The organism is Kineosporia babensis (genome assembly GCF_021129305.1).
Taxonomy (GTDB): Bacteria; Actinomycetota; Actinomycetes; order Actinomycetales; family Kineosporiaceae; genus Kineosporia; species Kineosporia babensis.
On the sequence record NZ_JAJOMB010000005.1, the window covers coordinates 370,076 to 385,373 of the forward strand.

Genomic DNA, 15,298 nt, shown 5'->3' on the forward strand with positions numbered 1-15,298 from the left:
ATCCTGGGGAATACGTGCCAGGTGTCACTCGCCGGACGTCTGCCGGTCACCCGGCGCGACGCTCCCCTGACCGATCAGTAGGCGTCGTTCGTCCACTCGATCTCACCCTGGACGACCTGGATGCTCGGGTGCAGGCCGACCGCCCGGGCCACGGCCTTCGAGGCCTTGTGCCGGGGATGGATGGAGGCGGTGAACCGACGCACCTCCTGGCTGCTCAGCCAGCCCACCATCTCCCCGGCCGCCTCCCGGGCGAACCCGTGGCCCTGCGCGTCGAAGGCGAGCACCCAGGCCAGCTGGGCCTGCTTGCGCTGTCCGGTCCCGAGCGTGACGGTGGCCTGCACGGTGCCCACCAGACGCCCGGTGCGGTGCCGGATCATCCAGTTCAGCCAGCCCTGCAGGCCGTCCGGGGAGTGCCCCTCGGCCCGCCTGCGGAACTTGGCCTGCAACTGCTCCAGGGTGTCCGGCTCACCACCAGTGAACGCGTGGATGCGACGGTCCGAGAGCCACGGGTACGCCTCTTCGGCGTGCTCGACCCGGATCGGCTCGAGGTCCAGGCGCGTGGTCTTGAGGTACGTCGCCACCGGCCACGAAAGCTGTGTTCCCACCTACGCCTCCCCCAGACGTCCGTAACTCACCATCCCGCACCGGGCCGCAAACCGCAGACCGGACCACCGGTACGGACGAATCCGCAGCTACGCGAGACGTCCGCTCCACCCTTTATCTAAAGTACTAGTTACCTAGTTCAATGGAGGAATCGATGATCGAGTTCCACCTGGACGGCCGGTCGGGGGTGTCGCCCTACCTGCAGATCGTCCAGCAGGTACGGCACGCCCTGCGGCTCGGTCTTCTGCAGAACGGTGATCAGCTGCCCACGGTCAAGGACGTGGTGGCGGCCCTCGCGATCAACCCGAACACCGTGCTCAAGGCCTATCGAGAGCTGGAGCGCGACGGCCTGGTGGCGCCCCGCCCGGGAGTGGGCACGTTCGTCACCGGTGCACTCCAAGGCCCGGGGATTGCCGTGATCCGCCCGTTGCGGCAGGAGCTGGAGGGCTGGCTCGGTCGGGCCCGCAGCGCCGGTCTGGACGACGAGAGCATCGAGGCGTTGTTCCTGGCCAGCTTTCGCACGGCGGCGGACGAGGGGGTGGCATGAACGCGCTGCAGACCCGGGGCCTGGGCAAGCGGTACCGGCGCCGGTGGGCCCTGTCGGAGTGCGACCTGGAGGTACCGGCCGGGCACGTGGTCGGGCTGGTCGGCCCGAACGGGGCGGGCAAGAGCACCCTGCTGAACCTGGCGGCGGGCCTGATCCGGCCGACGGCGGGCACGATCGAGGTGCTCGGCGGTGAGCCCGCCTCCGGGGCGCAGCAGCTGGCCAAGGTCGGGTTCGTCGCCCAGGACACCCCCACCTACGCCGGTTTCACGGTGGCCGAGCACCTACGGCTGGGCGCCCGGCTGAACCCCGGCTGGGACCAGGCCCTGGCCGAGGCCCGGATCGCCGAGCTCGGCCTGGACCCGGCCCAGAAGGCCGGCCAGCTCTCCGGCGGCCAGCGCGCCCAGCTGGCGCTCTGCCTGGGCGTGGCCAAGCGGCCCGAGCTGCTGATCCTCGACGAGCCGGTGGCCAGTCTCGACCCGCTGGCCCGGCGCGACTTCCTGCAGGGCCTGATGAGCTCGGTGGTGGAGCACGAGCTCAGCGTGGTGCTGAGCTCGCACCTGGTCTCCGACGTGGAGCGGGTCTGCGACTACCTGATCGTGATGGTCGGCTCCCGGATCCGGGTGGCCGGAGAGATCGAGGACCTGCTGGCCACCCATCACCGGCTGGTCGGCCCGCGCCGCGAGGCCAGCCGGCTGCCCGGCGACCAGGAGGTGATCGGGCAGAGCCACACCGACCGGCAGAGCACCCTGATCGTCCGCACCGACCAGCCGATCCTCGACCCGGCCTGGACGGTCTCCAAGCTCACGCTGGAGGACCTGGTGCTGGCCTACCTGGACGCCAACCGGCGCTCCGCCCCGACGCGCCCGGCCCTGGAGGTCCAGCGATGATCTGGCTCAGCTACCGGCAGACCCGGCTGCAACTGAGCATCGGCCTGGTCACCCTGGCGGTGGTCGCCGCCGGGCTGGCGCTGACCGGCCCGCACCTGGCCGAGCTGGCCAAGACCGAGAAGTTCCTGCAGCAGGCCTCCGACGGGGTGGCCAACAGCTTCCTCTACGTGGCCACGATCCTGCTCACCTACGGCCTGCCCGCACTGATCGGCGGGTTCTGGGGTGCTCCCCTGGTGGCCCGCGAGATCGAGTCCGGCACCCATCGCCTGGCCTGGACCCAGGGCGTCAGCCGGACCCGCTGGCTGGCCTTCCGGCTGGGGATCGGCGCGACCGCCGTGCTGGCCGTCAGCGGTTTGCTCACCCTGGCGATCACCTGGTGGGCGGGCCCGATGGACAAGGCCATGCCGATCGAGGGCCCGACCGGCGTGTTCTCGTTCTACCGGATGAGCCCGTTCCTGTTCGGGGTGCGGGGTGTGGCCCCGATCGGCTGGGCGCTGTTCGCCTTCGCCCTCGGCGTGGTGGTGGGGATGCTGGCCCGGCGCACGCTGGTCGCGCTCGGCGTGACCATGGCCCTGCTGGTGGTGCTCCAGGTGTGCGTGCCGATGTTCGTCCGGGCGCACCTGGCCGCCCCGGTCGACGCCGTCGTGCCGATCACGCTGGAGAACCTGCGCGGTCTGGAGGGCCGCCCGGACGGCGCCGGTGAGGTCACCCTTGAGACCTTCCACATCTCCGGGGCCGGGCCGGCGGACTGGATCCTGGACGACGAGACCGTGGACAGGAACGGCTTGATCCCGGCCTCGCTGCCGAGCTATGTCAGCGGCTGTATGCCCGAACCGGGGCTGAACCCGGACCCGGCGTCTTCGGTCCAGAGGGCGAAACAGGCCTGCATCGACCGGTTGAGCGCCGAGGGCTACCAGCAGCACATCATCTACCACCCGGAGAGCCGATTCTGGGCGCTGCAGTGGCGTGAGGCCGGACTGCTCGCCGGTGGCGCGCTCCTGCTCAGCGGCTTCGCCTTCTGGCGGATCCGGCAGGACCCGTAGCCACTTACGGGCAGCTCTTCTACTTCGAAGTAGGGTGCCCGACCATGGGAAACGGATTCTGGAGTGCGCTGGCCCGGTTGCTGGGTCTGGGACAAGACCCGGCCCAGCAGCCCGCCCGCACCAAGCAGTCACCGCAGAACCGACCGTCGACCCGGAGCAAGGCAACCGGGACCAGGACGGCCAGGACCAAGACGGTCGACAACCGAGCGGCAGACAACAGCCGGCCACCTCGGAGCGAAGCCACCCCTCGGCCGAAGCCCGGCCCCCGGCCCAAGGCCGCGTCCAACCCCGCCCCCAGGGCCGCAACCCAGGAGCAGCACGACTACGCAGGCGACTTCACCGGCAAGGCGAAGCTCGGCTACGCCCCGACCCCCGACGGCGACCCCGACCCAGGCGAGGTGGTCTGGGCCTGGGTGCCGTTCGAGGAGGACCACAGCCAGGGCAAGGACCGCCCGGTGCTGGTGATCGCCCTGCACCGCGACAAGGTCCTGGGCCTGATGCTGACCAGCAAGGACCACGACCGCGACGCCGCCCACGAAGCCCGCTACGGACGTTTGTGGATGGACATCGGGACCGGAGCCTGGGACCGGCAGAACCGTCCGAGCGAAGTACGGCTGGACCGGGTGCTGCAGCTCGAGCCCGGTGCGGTCCGGCGTGAGGGTGCAGCCCTGTCCGAGCCGGTCTACAACCAGGTCGCCGCAGCCGTGCGCGAGGCCAAGGGCTGGTGACTGCTGGTGGCGGGGAGCAACACGTTCCCCGCCACCTCGCAGCCACGAGCCCGGCGCTCAGCAACGAACTCTCAACGCCGTTGCGATGGCACCACCTTCAGGGCCAGCAGGCCGGCCGCCACCAGCAGGGCCGCCGCGATCCACGAGGTGGCCTGCATCGCCTCGGCGAAGGAATGCCTTGCCGCGGTGATGATCTCGCCCTCGGGCAGCACCTGGGACGCCCGGGCCAGCGAGTCGGACACCGTCTCCCGCACCGAACCGGACAAGGCAGACAGGTCTGGCAAGTGGTTGCGGTACAGCACACCGTGCAGGCTTCCCAGCACCGCGATACCGACAGCAACCCCCAGCTCGTAAGCCATCTCGGAGATTGCCGAGGCCGCCCCGGCGCGCTCGCTGGGCACCGAGCTGAGCACCGCATCGGTGGCCGCGGTGAACACGATGCCCACGCCCAGGCCGATCACCACCAGCCCGAGCGCCAGACCGCTGTACCCCTCGGCGGTCTCGAACCAGGCCAGCACCCCGAACCCCAAAGCGCCCACCAGCAAGGATGATCCGAGCGTGCGGCCCACCCCGAACCGGTTGATCAGCGGCACCGCCACGACCACCACCGCGATCGAGGCGATGGTCAGCGGCAGCTCCCGCAGCCCGGCCTGCAGCGGCGAGTACCCCTTCACCAGCTGCAGGTACTGCGAGAAGAAGTAGAGCAGCCCGCTGAAGGCGAAGATCGCGATGAACGAGGCCAGCACGGTCCCGGCGAAGGCCGGACGGCGGAACAGCGTGACGTCTACCAGCGGATCGCTCAGGGTGCGCTGCCGGTTCACGAAGATCCAGCCGAAGGCCAGCCCGGCCAGCGCCGCGCCCAGGCCGAACCCGTCCAGCCCCTCGTGCGCAGTGTGCTTGACCGCCCAGACCAGCGGCACGATCGCGACCACCGACAGCACCGCGCTGAGCAGGTCGAACCGGCCCGGCCGGGGGTTGCGCGACTCCGGCACCAGCCAGAGCACCGAGACCACCATCAGCGCCATGATCGGCAGGTTGATCACGAAGACCGAGCCCCACCAGAAGTGCTCGAGCAGCCCGCCGCCGACGATCGGGCCGAGCGCCGCGCCACCGGCGCCACCGGTCGACCAGATCGCCACCGCGCGGGTGCGCTGCCGGTCGTCCGGGAACAGGTTGCGCACGATCGACAGGGTGGAGGGCATCAGCGTGGCACCGGCCACGCCGAGCAGGGCTCGGGCCGCGATCAGCCAGCCGGGCCCGGGGGCGAACGCCGCCAGCAGCGAGGCCAGGCCGAAACCGATACCGCCGATCACCAGCAACCGCTTGCGGCCGATCCGGTCGGCCAGGGTGCCCATGCTGATCAGCAGGCCGGCCAGGGCGAACGAGTAGATGTCACCGATCCACAGCAACTGGTTGCCGGTGGCGCCCAGGTCGGCGGTGAGCGAGGGAACCGCAAGCGCCAGGACGGTGCCGTCCACCGCGAGCAGGGTCACCGCCAGCGTCAGGGGCACCAGCGCAGCCCACTCCCGCGGGCCGGCCAGCTTGGCCGGCTGATCCGCCGCCGGCATGACTGAAGCACTCATGCCGACACCTTACCGACCATGTGGTCCGTTCAGCAAACCATTCGGTCGGCTATTAGAGTGAGAGTGCGCGGGGGCACCCGGAGCACAATGCGCCAAGGGCGGGTACCCGCAGAACCGGGAGGAACACAGTTGGCAGTTCGCGAGCGCGATCCGGCCAGGACGCGACGCACGGTGCTGGACGCGGCCACCCGGGTGGTCGCCGAGAAGGGCGCCGGAGTCAGCATCGACACGATCGCCCGGGCAGCCGGGGTGTCGAAGGGCGGCCTGCTGCACCACTTCCGCTCCCGGGACGAGCTGATCCTGGCCCTGGCCGAGGACATGCTGGAGCAGTTCGCGGCCATGGTCCACGCCGCCGTCGACCCGGCCGACCGGGCGGAGGGCCGGCTGCTGCGTGGCTACGTCCGGGCCTCGTTCGACGCGATCCGCGACGAGACCTCCCCCGCCGAGCACGTGGCCATGACCGCCGCCGTGGTCAACGTGCCCGGAGTGTCCGAGCTGATGCGGCGGGACAAGCAGCGCTGGGAGGAGTTCTTCGCCGCCGACGGCCTGGACCTGCAGCGCATCCTGGTCATCCAGCGGGCCACCGACGGGGCCAGCATCGCCGGGCTGTACGAGGGCGGCCACCAGCATCAGGAGCTGGCCTACATGCGCGAGCTGCTGCTGGCCATGACGTACGCCAGCACCCCGTTCGCCGACGTGCAGCAGCCGGCTGACTGGTCCTGGCCCTCGGTCAGCACCGACGTAGAGTGAACCGGTGATAACGCGCGACGACGTCCGGGCGGCCGCCACCCGGATCGCCCCCTACATCCGGCACACTCCCCTGCTGGCCGCCGACGGCCTGCAGTTCAAGTGCGAGTTCCTGCAGAGCACCGGCGTTTTCAAGACCCGCGGGGCCTTCAACCGGCAACTGGCCGCGCAGGAACGCGGTGAACTCGATCCGCAGACCGGCATCGTGACCGCCTCCGGCGGCAACGCGGGCCTGGCCAACGCCCACGCCGCGGCTGTGCTGGGCGTGCGCGCCAGCGTGTTCGTACCGCTGAACGCCCCGGCCGTGAAGGTGGCCCGGCTGAAGGCCTACGGCGCCGAGGTGGTGCAGGTGGGCACCGAGTACGCCGAGGCCTACGCCGCGGCGGCCGAGCACGCGGCCAGTACCGGCGCCCTGTTCTGCCACGCCTACGACCAGCCCGAGATCGTGGCCGGAGCGGGCACCCTGGCCGAGGAGATCCTGCAGGACGCCCCCGACGTGGACACGATCGTGGTCGCGGTCGGTGGCGGTGGGCTCTTCGCCGGTATCGCCGCGTCCGCCCACCACCGGGCCAAGGTCGTGGCGGTCGAGCCGGAGAACTGCCCCACCCTGCACTCGGCGCTGGCCGCCGGTGGCCCGGTCGACATCGCGGTCTCCGGTGTGGCGGCCGACTCGCTGGGTGCCCGCCGCACCGGTGACATCGCCTGGGAGCTGGCGCAGCAAACGTCTCCCATTTCGGTTCTGGTCAGCGACGAGGCGATCGTCGAGGCCCGCAGCCGGTTGTGGCGCGACTACCGCATCCCGGCCGAGCACGGCGCGGCCGCCGCCTACGCGGCCATCGCCTCCGGCGCCTACACCCCGGCCGAGGGCGAGAAGGTCGCCGTGATCATCTGCGGCGCCAACACCGATCCCCAGACCCTGGCCTGAAGCCCTATCGGGCCAGGTGCCGGCGCTTCGACGGCGCCGGCGCCCACCCGGTCACCCAGGCCGCGTGCTTGAAACTCATCGCCGGCTCCTCGATGAAGTGCCAGGACAGGGCGGCCGCCCCGGCGGCCAGGGCCAGGGTGAGCACCACGAACGGGAAGTGGGTGAACTCGGGAATCTCCAACGCCACCAGAACCTGCGCGATCGGCCAGTGCCACACGTACAGGCCATAGGACAGGTCCCACTTCGGCTCCCAGAAAACCGGCATCCGCACCATCAGGTACACGCACAGGTAGGCGAAGGCGGGCGCCCCGACCACCCGGTAATCCTCGAAGAGCAGCATCGAGGTGATCGCCACGGCCAGGCTGCCCAGCGCCAGCCCACCGTTGATCGGCACCTGATCGGCATACAGCAACGCCGCCGTGCCGAGCAGGAACACCAGGCCGAAGCGCAGCATGTAGGTCGAGCCCACGTCGACCCCCGCGGCCGCGGCCACGGTCGCCACCCAGAGCAGGCCGATCAGCACCGGCACCATCCACGGCCACCACCTCAGCACGCCCGTGATCCCCAGAAGCGCGGCCAGCCCGTAGCAAGTCGCCTCGTAGAACAGCGTCCACAGCGATCCGTTGATCACGTCGGAGTTGCCGCCGGTGCCGGGCAGGCCGTCGATGCCGAACTGGCCGATGAACAGGGCAGCATTCGAGGCCAGATACCCCTGGGCGCTGTCCGGCCCGGTGAACACCGAGTCGCTCGGCCGGCCCATGATCACCGCGAGTACGGGCGCCACCACGAACGCGGTGAGCACCAGACACACCCAGAACCCGGGCATGATCCGCAGCGCCCGGTGCCAGACGTAACGAGGCAGCGAGTCCAGCCGTAGGTAGCTGCGCACCACCAGGAATCCGCTGAGCACGAAGAACGCGTCCACCGCCAGGGCTCCGACCTCGGTCGCCCCGAGGTGAGGCTGGCTGCCGAAGCCCAGAAACATCGCGTGCACGACCACCACCAGGGCCGCCAGCAGCAGCCTCATGATGTTGAGGGCGTTGTTCCGGGGATCGAACTCGGTCGCGAGGGTGGGACTCCGGGCGGTGTGGTGGCGGACCGGTGTCAGCTGTCCAAGCACCCCAGAAATCTAACCTTACGTAAGGGGAGAGTTAGCTGAGAGAACCTGAGACACTCCGGGTTGCCCTGGGGCGGATCAGCGTTTGGCCCGGACGGCTGACGTAACGGAATGGTTGGCCCGGACGGCCGTGACCCGAACGGCCCAAGCCCAGCGCAGCGCACCAGCAGTGAGGCCGCACCGAGAACGACCGCCCGCTTCATCGGCGCGTGAACAAAGAGCGCCCGATAACGAGCATCCAACCGAAGCAGAGGACGAGGGCGGCCGGCGACCGCCCTCGTCCCACCGTCAGACGGTCAGGCCCGAGGGCGGCTCGACGATCTCGGCCAGTTGCCGGGCCTCCTCCAGCACCGAGCGCACATGTTCTCGCCGGCCCTCGGTGACCGGTGTCATCGGCTCACTCAGCGCGTCCGAGGCGATGATGCCCTGCTGCATCAGCACCGACTTCAGCGCCCCGATCGCCGTGCTGTTCGGGCCGCGCTCGACCTCGGTGGGCACGTAGACCTGCACCAGAATGTTGAGGATGCGCAGAATCCGGGACAGTTCGGCCCGGCGGCCGGCGGCGTGGGCGGCCATCGCCCCGGCGAAGTGGTCGGCGGCGATGTTGGACAGACCGGTAACCGCGCCGTTCGCGCCGATGTCGAGGGCACAGTCGAGCAGGGTGTCCGACCCGGTGAAGATCAGCTTCTTGTCCACGTTGGGCACCTCGACGGTGACCCGGCGCAGGTTGGTCAGGTCGAGCGAGCTGTCCTTGATGCCGACGATCAGGTCCTCGGCCAGCAGCTCGATCATGTTGTAGGCGGTGAGGGCGTAGCCGGTGTTGCTGGGCATGTTGTACGCGAGAACCGGTACCGGAGAATGCTTTGCGATCAGCTCGAAGTGCCGCAGGATCTCCGGCTCGCTGACGTTGGCGTAGAACGGGCCGGTGACCACGATCCCGTCGACCCGGTCGGAGACGAGGCGGTCGATCCCCTCCAGAACCCGTGGGGTACTCGGCTCGACGATCCCGACAAGCAGTGGCTCGTCACGCTTCTCGGCGGCCAGCGTCTCGACCACCTGCACCGACTGGCCGGGGGTGAGGTAGTGCCCCTCGCCCATCGTGCCGAGGGCGAAGATCCCGCTCGCCCCCTGCTCGACGAGATGGCTGCGCAGGTTGCGCAGCGAGTCGAGGTCGAGGCGCCGGTCGGGCGTCAGGGGGGTGCAGATCGGCGGGATGACCCCACCGATCGCACTGAATAGGGCTGATGTGTCTGTACTGTCCGCCACCATGATGGTCAGTCCCGATCTTCGGTTGTCGCCTGTCCAATGACCGTGTTGCTCACCGCACGCCGAGGCGGTTCACCTCCACCTATCGGCAGGCGGGCACGGAAGACCCAGCACATCATCAGTGATTTCACGCCACTGCAATACGCGGCGCCCGGGCCACCGTCTGTGGGGGCCGCCGGGACCAACGGAACATCGTCGGGCCGTGCAGAACTTTCCGCCCACGATGCTCCATGTTAACCCTTTGGGCACCCGGCGCCGTCACCGACGGGCACTGATTATGAACCCGCCCGGCCGGTCAGGGTTTTCGCCGGAAATCCGTTGACTCAAGTCCGCGTTTCATCGGCTCACCAGCCCGAATCCAGCTTCATCCGACACGTTTGGCTGCTGGTAGAGATGCCTCACACAGGCCGGCTGATACTCATGGTGCCCGGATTCACTGCTGGGGCGAGCCTGTTGGGGTGAAGGGGACGAGGCCCTGCACCGTGAGTTCGTACGAGGGTGCCAGCGGTTCACCCGGCTGCAGGCCCCGCACCGCCAGATCCACCAGCGCGGCCCCGAGTTCCAGCTCGGCCAGGGCCGGGCGCAGCAGCGCCAGCAGGGCCGGCTCGTCGCCCCGCAGCCACCCCGTCGGCGGGCGCCGGGCATTGACCTGCTCGAACTTTCGCACCAGAAGCCCTCCGCCGCGCGGCGGCACCACCACACTGACGAACCGGAACTGCATCTCGGGCCGTCGGCCGGCCTCGGCGCCGTAGGCTTCACCAGAAACTGCGATCACCAGAGCAGGACAGGCCTGGCGCCGCACCGCACCGGTCCAGTCGGCTACCTCGCGCGGGTCCAGCTGCCGGGCGCCCGGGCCAGGGGTGATCACGAGCAACTGCGGGGCGTGCTGCACCAGCAACCCGTCCAGCTCCGGCAGCCCGGTCGCCCCGACCACGCGAGCTCCGGCCTCGGTCATCGCCTCGGCGACGGCCCGCCCGAATCCCCCGGCCGCCCCGGTGACCACGACGGTGACTTCGTCCAGTGCGTGCACGACGTCCCCCTGCCCTTCGCATCCCTCACCAGTAAGGACGCAGGCGTCACCCGGAACTCATCGCCGCACCAGAACTCGCACCGGCATACGGACCCGAAGCCCCACCGGACCGGCCAGTATCCTGAACCCGACCGTGATCAGGCGGCCAGTGTCGACCGACCAGGCTGATCGTTCAGGAGCATGATGACCCTCGTCGCCGGTGTGGATTCCTCCACCCAGTCCTGCAAGATCGTGATCCGCGATGCCGATTCCGGGGCGCTGGTGCGCTCCGGCCGGGCACCGCACCCCGACGGCACTTCGGTGCACCCGAGCAAGTGGTGGGAGGCCTTCCGGACGGCGGCAGCCGAGGCCGGTGGCCTGGAAGACGTCGCTGCCCTGGCAGTGGGCGGCCAGCAGCACGGCATGATCGCCCTGGACCAGGCGGGTGAGGTGGTGCGCGAGGCCCTGCTGTGGAACGACACCCGTTCCGCCCAGGCCGCCACCGACCTGATCGCCGAGCTCAGCGAGCAGGAGTGGGCCGACGCGATCGGCTCGGTCCCGGTGGCCTCGCTGACCGTGACCAAGCTGCGCTGGCTGCGCGATGCCGAGCCGGAGAACGCGGCCCGCACCCACGCCGTGGCCCTCCCCCACGACTGGCTGACCTGGCAACTGGCCGGCGGAACGAACTTCGAGCACCTGGTCACCGACCGCTCGGACGCGTCCGGCACCGGCTACTGGTCCCCCGGTTCCGAGGGCTACCGGCAGGATCTGCTGGAGCGAGCGCTGGGCCACGGGGCGGTGCTGCCGCGGGTGCTCGGACCACGGGAACGGGCCGGAACGGGCAACACCGGGCTCTTCCAGGGCGTGCTGGGCCCCGGCGCCGGCGACAACGCCGCCGCTGCGCTGGCCCTGGCGCTGCAGCCGGGCGACGTGGCGGTCTCGATCGGCACGTCCGGTGTGGTCTCGGCCATCGCCGACGCCCCCACTGCCGACGGCTCCGGTCTGGTCACCGGCTTCGCCGACGCCACCGGCCGCTACCTGCCGCTGGCCTGCACCCTCAATGCCGCGCGGGTGCTCGACTGGGCCGCCAATCTGCTCGGCGTCGACCACGAAGGCCTGGCCAAGCTCGCGCTGCAGGCTCCCTCCGGCGCCGAAGGCCTGGTGCTGGTGCCGTATTTCGAGGGCGAGCGCACCCCCAACCGCCCCCGCTCGACCGCGGCCCTGCACGGTATGCGCCTGTCCAACACCACGCCGGCGCACATCGCCCGGGCTGCGGTGGAGGCGCTGCTGTGCTCCCTGGCCGACGGCATCGACGCGGTCCGGGCGGCGGGTGTCCCGGTCCAGCGGGCGTTCCTAATCGGGGGCGCCGCGCAGTCCGAGGCGGTGCAGCAGCTGGCCCCCGGCATTCTCGGCCTGGACGTTCTGGTGCCCACCCCCGGCGAGTACGTGGCCGACGGGGCCGCGCGTCAGGCCGCCTGGGTGCTGTCCGAGCAGCCGGAGCAGCCGCAGTGGTCCGCCTCCGGGGCGCCGAAGACCCTGGCCGTGGACAAGCTGACCCCGCAGGTGCGTGAGCAGTACGCCGAGGTCCGCGAGTTCACCGCGAACCGCTGAGGTAGAGCCCCGAACCGACCAGAGGACGCTGGTGGCACCCAAGGGGGCCGCCAGCGTCCTCTGGCTGGTTTCACAAGGACTTCGGCGAAGCGTTCAGCCGGGTCAGGAACTCCCGCGCACCGATCTCGTGGATCAGCGCCAGCTGCTCGGTGTACACCGCGGCGAACCGCGGGTCGTCCGCCAGCGAACCGAACCAGCGAGTTGAACGGGCCAGGGCCAGCGGGTCTGCCGACTGCTGGGCCCCGCGGGCGAGCACGTCCTCCAGCTCCACGTCGACCACCGTGATCGGGCCGCCCTGCTCGTCGATCGCCTCGGCGTAGCGCGCCCAGGTCACCGCGATCGCGATCGCCCGGGTGCTGACCACGTCGTTGGCCAGGTTGGCGCGGATCACCGGCACCACGAACTTCGGGATCCGGTCCGAGCCGTAGGAGGCCAGCCGGGCCAGCGTGTCGCGCACCTGAGGGTTGGCGAACCGCTCGATCAGGGTGTCGCAGTACTGGTCCACGTCGATGCCCTCGACCGGTGCCAGCGTGGGCCGGGCCTCGTCCCAGTAGTCCCGCAGGAACTGCACGAACAGCTCGTCCTGGGCGGTCTCGTGGGCATAGGTGTAGCCGACCAGATGACCGGCGTAGGCGATCGCCTGGTGCCCGGCGTTCAGCAGCCGCAGCTTCATCAGCTCGTACGGCTCGACGTCGGCCACCATCTGCACGCCGACCTCCTCGAAGGCCGGCCGCCCGGACCCGAAGGAGTCCTGCAGCACCCACTGGGTGAACGGCTCACAGGCCACCGGCCAGGCGTCGTCGATCCCGAACCCGGCCACCGCCTCCAGCACGTCCGGCGTGGTGACCGGGGTGATCCGGTCGACCATGGCGTTCGGGAAGGGCACCTCGGTGCGGATGTACTGGGCCAGCTCCGGGTCGTACAGCCCGGCGAAGGAGGCGATCGAGGAGCGCGCCACGTCGCCGTTGGACTGGATGTTGTCGCAGGACATCACCGTGAACGGCGCCAGGCCGCGCTCACGGCGCAGCTGCAGGGCAGTGGCGACGTAGCCGTACATCGTCACCGGCGGCTCGCCCTTGGCGTAACCGGCCACCTCGGCCTTGATCACCGGGTTGTCCACGTCGAAGGCGCCCGTGGCGTTGTCGATGTTGTACCCGCCCTCGGTGACCGTCAGGGAGACGATCCGGGTGGTGGGGGCCGTCATCACCTCGAGGACCCGCTGCTGGTTCTCCGGGGCGTAGAGATAGTCCTTGATCGAGCCGATCACCCGGGCGTCCAGGCCGCCCGAACCGTCCTTGACCAGCAGGGTGTACAGGTGGTCCTGCTTGCTCAGGGCATCCTGCATGGCCTTGTCCGAGGGCATCACCCCGACCCCGCACACGCCCCATTCCCGGGCTTCGCCCCGGTTCATCAGTTCGTCCAGGTACATCGCCTGATGGGCGCGATGGAAGCCACCCACCCCGAAATGGACGATGCCGACGCTCACTTCGGATCTGTCGTACTTCGGCCTGGCCACCCTCGGGTCGAGGTCGGCAAGCGTCTTCTGGCTCAGCGGCGTCGCTTTCACAGATTCCACGCTGATCACGATAGGACTTCGGGGCCCGTGGCCCCAGTCCGCACGCCAAGCGGTCAGGGTTTCGGCGCAAACGGTCACCCTGATGCGCTCAGTCACCGCCGACAACCTTGGGTCGCGGGGTGAGGAGCCGGTACTGACCTGCCGATGTCCTCCTCGCCGGTCGGCTCGCCAGGAATGCTCCCGGTTCTTCAGACTCGTCGGTACTGTGCAACGCAGGCAAGAGCGGCGAGCACGGCGAAGTGTGCGGATGAGAGGGTTTCGGGCGGATGACGGTGGACCGGTCGGTGTTCCAGGCTCTGGAGAGCGCGGCGCAGAACATGGCGCCTACCGACCCGACGAGTGTTCCGCTGCGGGTGCACCTGGCCGGGTTGTACCTGAGCGCCGGGGAGGCTGATCAGGCACTGAAGCACGCCACCACGGCGCTCGCGGCAGCTCCGCACGACACCACGGCGCTGTCGGTAGCGGCGGCGGCAGCTTCGGCGCAGGGGAACGAGCAGCTGGCCGAGGGGTACCGCGCCATCCACGCGGCTCTGCTGTCTCCGGGAGAGAACCAATCGGGGACGTCCGCGCCGGCGTCTCCGCAGACGTCCTCAAATCAAACAGCCCAACCAGAGACGTCCGCCTCGCCATCTCCCTCCCAGGGAACCAATGCGTGGGGTTCTGCAGAACCGGGGACGCCCGACGCGCCGTCCGTAAACGGGGTCGCCGAGGGTAGTGGTCACCAGCCACCCGCCCCGGTCCTCGAGCCGGTCTCCCAGCCCGGCGGCTGGGACTCCAGCGACCCGAACGTGGTCACGCTCGCCGATGTCGCCGGCATGCACGACGTGAAGCAGCGCCTGCAGCGCTCGTTGCTCGGGCCCATGCAGAACCCGCAGCTGCGCGAGGCGTTCGGCAAGCAGTTGCGGGGCGGCCTGATGCTGTGGGGTCCGCCCGGTACGGGTAAGACGTTCATCGCCCGGGCGCTCAGCGGCGAGCTGGGAGCGAAATTCTTCTCCGCCACGCCCGCCGACGTCTACGGCAGCTATTTCGGCCAGAGCGAGCAGAACATCGCCCGGTTGTTCATCGAGGCCCGCCTGGAGACGCCGGGCGTGATCTTCCTGGACGAGCTGGACGCGATCGGGGGCCGCCGCTCCCGCCGTAACACCGACCAGGCCCGGGCCGTGGTCAACCAACTGCTGGTCGAGCTGGACGGGATGGCCAGCAACGACGGGGTCTACGTGCTGGCCGCCACCAACGCCCCGTGGGACGTGGACGAGGCGCTGCGCCGGCCGGGCCGGTTCGACCGTACGGTGCTGGTCCTCCCGCCGGACGCGCCGGCCCGGGAGGCATTGCTGCGGCTGCAGTTCGCCGGCCGGCCGATCGCCCCCGACATCGATCTGGCGCCCCTGGTGCGCGGGACCGAGATGTTCTCCGGCGCCGACCTCGTGCGCCTGGTCGAGGCCGCCACCGAACGGGCTCTGGAGCGATCCATGCAGGTCGGCATGGTCAGCCCGGTCACCAACGCCGACTTCCAGGCCGCGCTGCGCGACACCCCGCCCTCGACCCGGGCCTGGCTCTCCACCGCCGCCACCTATCTGGCGCACGCGGGCACCGGCGAGGACTTCGACGAGCTGCGGGCCTACCTGCGCACCCACAAGATCGGCTGAGTCCGGCAAC

The 15,298-nt window shown here is 70.1% G+C and carries 14 protein-coding genes; 8 read left to right on the forward strand and 6 right to left on the reverse strand.

The annotated features are described in order from the left end of the window. Positions 1-74: 74 nt before the first annotated feature. A complete protein-coding gene (locus LR394_RS12650; protein WP_231441264.1) occupies positions 75-605 on the reverse strand; it encodes a GNAT family N-acetyltransferase in 531 nt (176 codons plus the stop codon). A gap of 152 nt (positions 606-757) precedes the next feature. Here LR394_RS12650 and LR394_RS12655 point away from each other — a divergent pair, with 152 nt between their 5' ends. From LR394_RS12655 to LR394_RS12670, 4 genes are read left to right on the forward strand one after another with little or no spacing between them, the layout of a single operon-like run. After that, positions 758-1,150, forward strand: a complete 393-nt coding sequence (locus LR394_RS12655; protein WP_231441266.1) for a GntR family transcriptional regulator — start codon at positions 758-760, stop codon at positions 1,148-1,150. Further along, positions 1,147-2,037, forward strand: coding sequence for an ABC transporter ATP-binding protein (locus LR394_RS12660; RefSeq protein WP_231441268.1), 891 nt, complete (start codon positions 1,147-1,149; stop codon positions 2,035-2,037). Before LR394_RS12655 ends, LR394_RS12660 begins: the two co-directional genes overlap by 4 nt. After that, entirely contained in the window at positions 2,034-3,080 is a 1,047-nt protein-coding gene (locus LR394_RS12665) for an ABC transporter permease (RefSeq protein WP_231441270.1), read from the forward strand. The genes LR394_RS12660 and LR394_RS12665 overlap by 4 nt, the downstream gene beginning before the upstream one ends. A gap of 44 nt (positions 3,081-3,124) precedes the next feature. Next, entirely contained in the window at positions 3,125-3,808 is a 684-nt protein-coding gene (locus tag LR394_RS12670) for a type II toxin-antitoxin system PemK/MazF family toxin (RefSeq protein WP_231441272.1), read from the forward strand. 71 nt (positions 3,809-3,879) lie between these two features. Here the strand turns inward: LR394_RS12670 and LR394_RS12675 are convergent, their stop codons facing one another. Then, positions 3,880-5,391 (reverse strand): MFS transporter, encoded by a 1,512-nt coding sequence (locus LR394_RS12675; RefSeq protein WP_231441274.1) that lies wholly within the window; start codon positions 5,389-5,391, stop codon positions 3,880-3,882. 129 nt (positions 5,392-5,520) lie between these two features. Between LR394_RS12675 and LR394_RS12680 the strand changes: the two genes are divergently transcribed. After that, on the forward strand, positions 5,521-6,141 hold the full coding sequence (locus LR394_RS12680; RefSeq protein WP_231441276.1) for a TetR/AcrR family transcriptional regulator: 621 nt from the start codon (positions 5,521-5,523) through the stop codon (positions 6,139-6,141). Between the two features lie 4 nt (positions 6,142-6,145). Continuing rightward, positions 6,146-7,063: a threonine/serine dehydratase gene (locus LR394_RS12685; protein ID WP_231441279.1), complete on the forward strand. Its 918-nt coding sequence runs from the start codon at positions 6,146-6,148 to the stop codon at positions 7,061-7,063. A 4-nt stretch (positions 7,064-7,067) separates the two neighbouring features. Here the strand turns inward: LR394_RS12685 and LR394_RS12690 are convergent, their stop codons facing one another. The 3 genes from LR394_RS12690 to LR394_RS12700 form a co-directional block, all read right to left on the reverse strand. Continuing rightward, positions 7,068-8,183, reverse strand: coding sequence for an acyltransferase family protein (locus tag LR394_RS12690; protein ID WP_231441281.1), 1,116 nt, complete (start codon positions 8,181-8,183; stop codon positions 7,068-7,070). Between the two features lie 285 nt (positions 8,184-8,468). After that, on the reverse strand, positions 8,469-9,449 hold the full coding sequence (locus tag LR394_RS12695; RefSeq protein ID WP_231441283.1) for a dihydrodipicolinate synthase family protein: 981 nt from the start codon (positions 9,447-9,449) through the stop codon (positions 8,469-8,471). Positions 9,450-9,879: 430 nt separating this feature from the next. Continuing rightward, positions 9,880-10,476, reverse strand: a complete 597-nt coding sequence (locus LR394_RS12700; protein WP_231441284.1) for a hypothetical protein — start codon at positions 10,474-10,476, stop codon at positions 9,880-9,882. Positions 10,477-10,659: 183 nt separating this feature from the next. Between LR394_RS12700 and xylB the strand changes: the two genes are divergently transcribed. After that, on the forward strand, positions 10,660-12,066 hold the full coding sequence (gene xylB, locus LR394_RS12705; protein ID WP_231441286.1) for a xylulokinase: 1,407 nt from the start codon (positions 10,660-10,662) through the stop codon (positions 12,064-12,066). A 70-nt stretch (positions 12,067-12,136) separates the two neighbouring features. Here xylB and LR394_RS12710 read toward each other — a convergent pair whose 3' ends face one another. After that, a complete protein-coding gene (locus LR394_RS12710) occupies positions 12,137-13,642 on the reverse strand; it encodes a mannitol dehydrogenase family protein (RefSeq protein ID WP_231441287.1) in 1,506 nt (501 codons plus the stop codon). 266 nt (positions 13,643-13,908) lie between these two features. Between LR394_RS12710 and LR394_RS12715 the strand changes: the two genes are divergently transcribed. Beyond that, positions 13,909-15,288 (forward strand): ATP-binding protein, encoded by a 1,380-nt coding sequence (locus tag LR394_RS12715; RefSeq protein WP_231441289.1) that lies wholly within the window; start codon positions 13,909-13,911, stop codon positions 15,286-15,288. The last annotated feature ends 10 nt before the right edge of the window (positions 15,289-15,298 follow it).

Excerpts from the sequence above, each read along its gene's own strand:
- LR394_RS12670 (WP_231441272.1), top strand. The coding sequence starts at position 3,125 with ATGGGAAACGGATTCTGGAGTGCGCTGGCCCGGTTGCTGGGTCTGGGA.
- LR394_RS12695 (WP_231441283.1), bottom strand. The coding sequence starts at position 9,449 with ATGGTGGCGGACAGTACAGACACATCAGCCCTATTCAGTGCGATCGGT.
- xylB (WP_231441286.1), top strand. The coding sequence starts at position 10,660 with ATGACCCTCGTCGCCGGTGTGGATTCCTCCACCCAGTCCTGCAAGATC.
- LR394_RS12655 (WP_231441266.1), top strand. The coding sequence starts at position 758 with ATGATCGAGTTCCACCTGGACGGCCGGTCGGGGGTGTCGCCCTACCTG.
- LR394_RS12715 (WP_231441289.1), top strand. The coding sequence starts at position 13,909 with ATGACGGTGGACCGGTCGGTGTTCCAGGCTCTGGAGAGCGCGGCGCAG.
- LR394_RS12660 (WP_231441268.1), top strand. The coding sequence starts at position 1,147 with ATGAACGCGCTGCAGACCCGGGGCCTGGGCAAGCGGTACCGGCGCCGG.
- LR394_RS12675 (WP_231441274.1), bottom strand. The coding sequence starts at position 5,391 with ATGAGTGCTTCAGTCATGCCGGCGGCGGATCAGCCGGCCAAGCTGGCC.
- LR394_RS12665 (WP_231441270.1), top strand. The coding sequence starts at position 2,034 with ATGATCTGGCTCAGCTACCGGCAGACCCGGCTGCAACTGAGCATCGGC.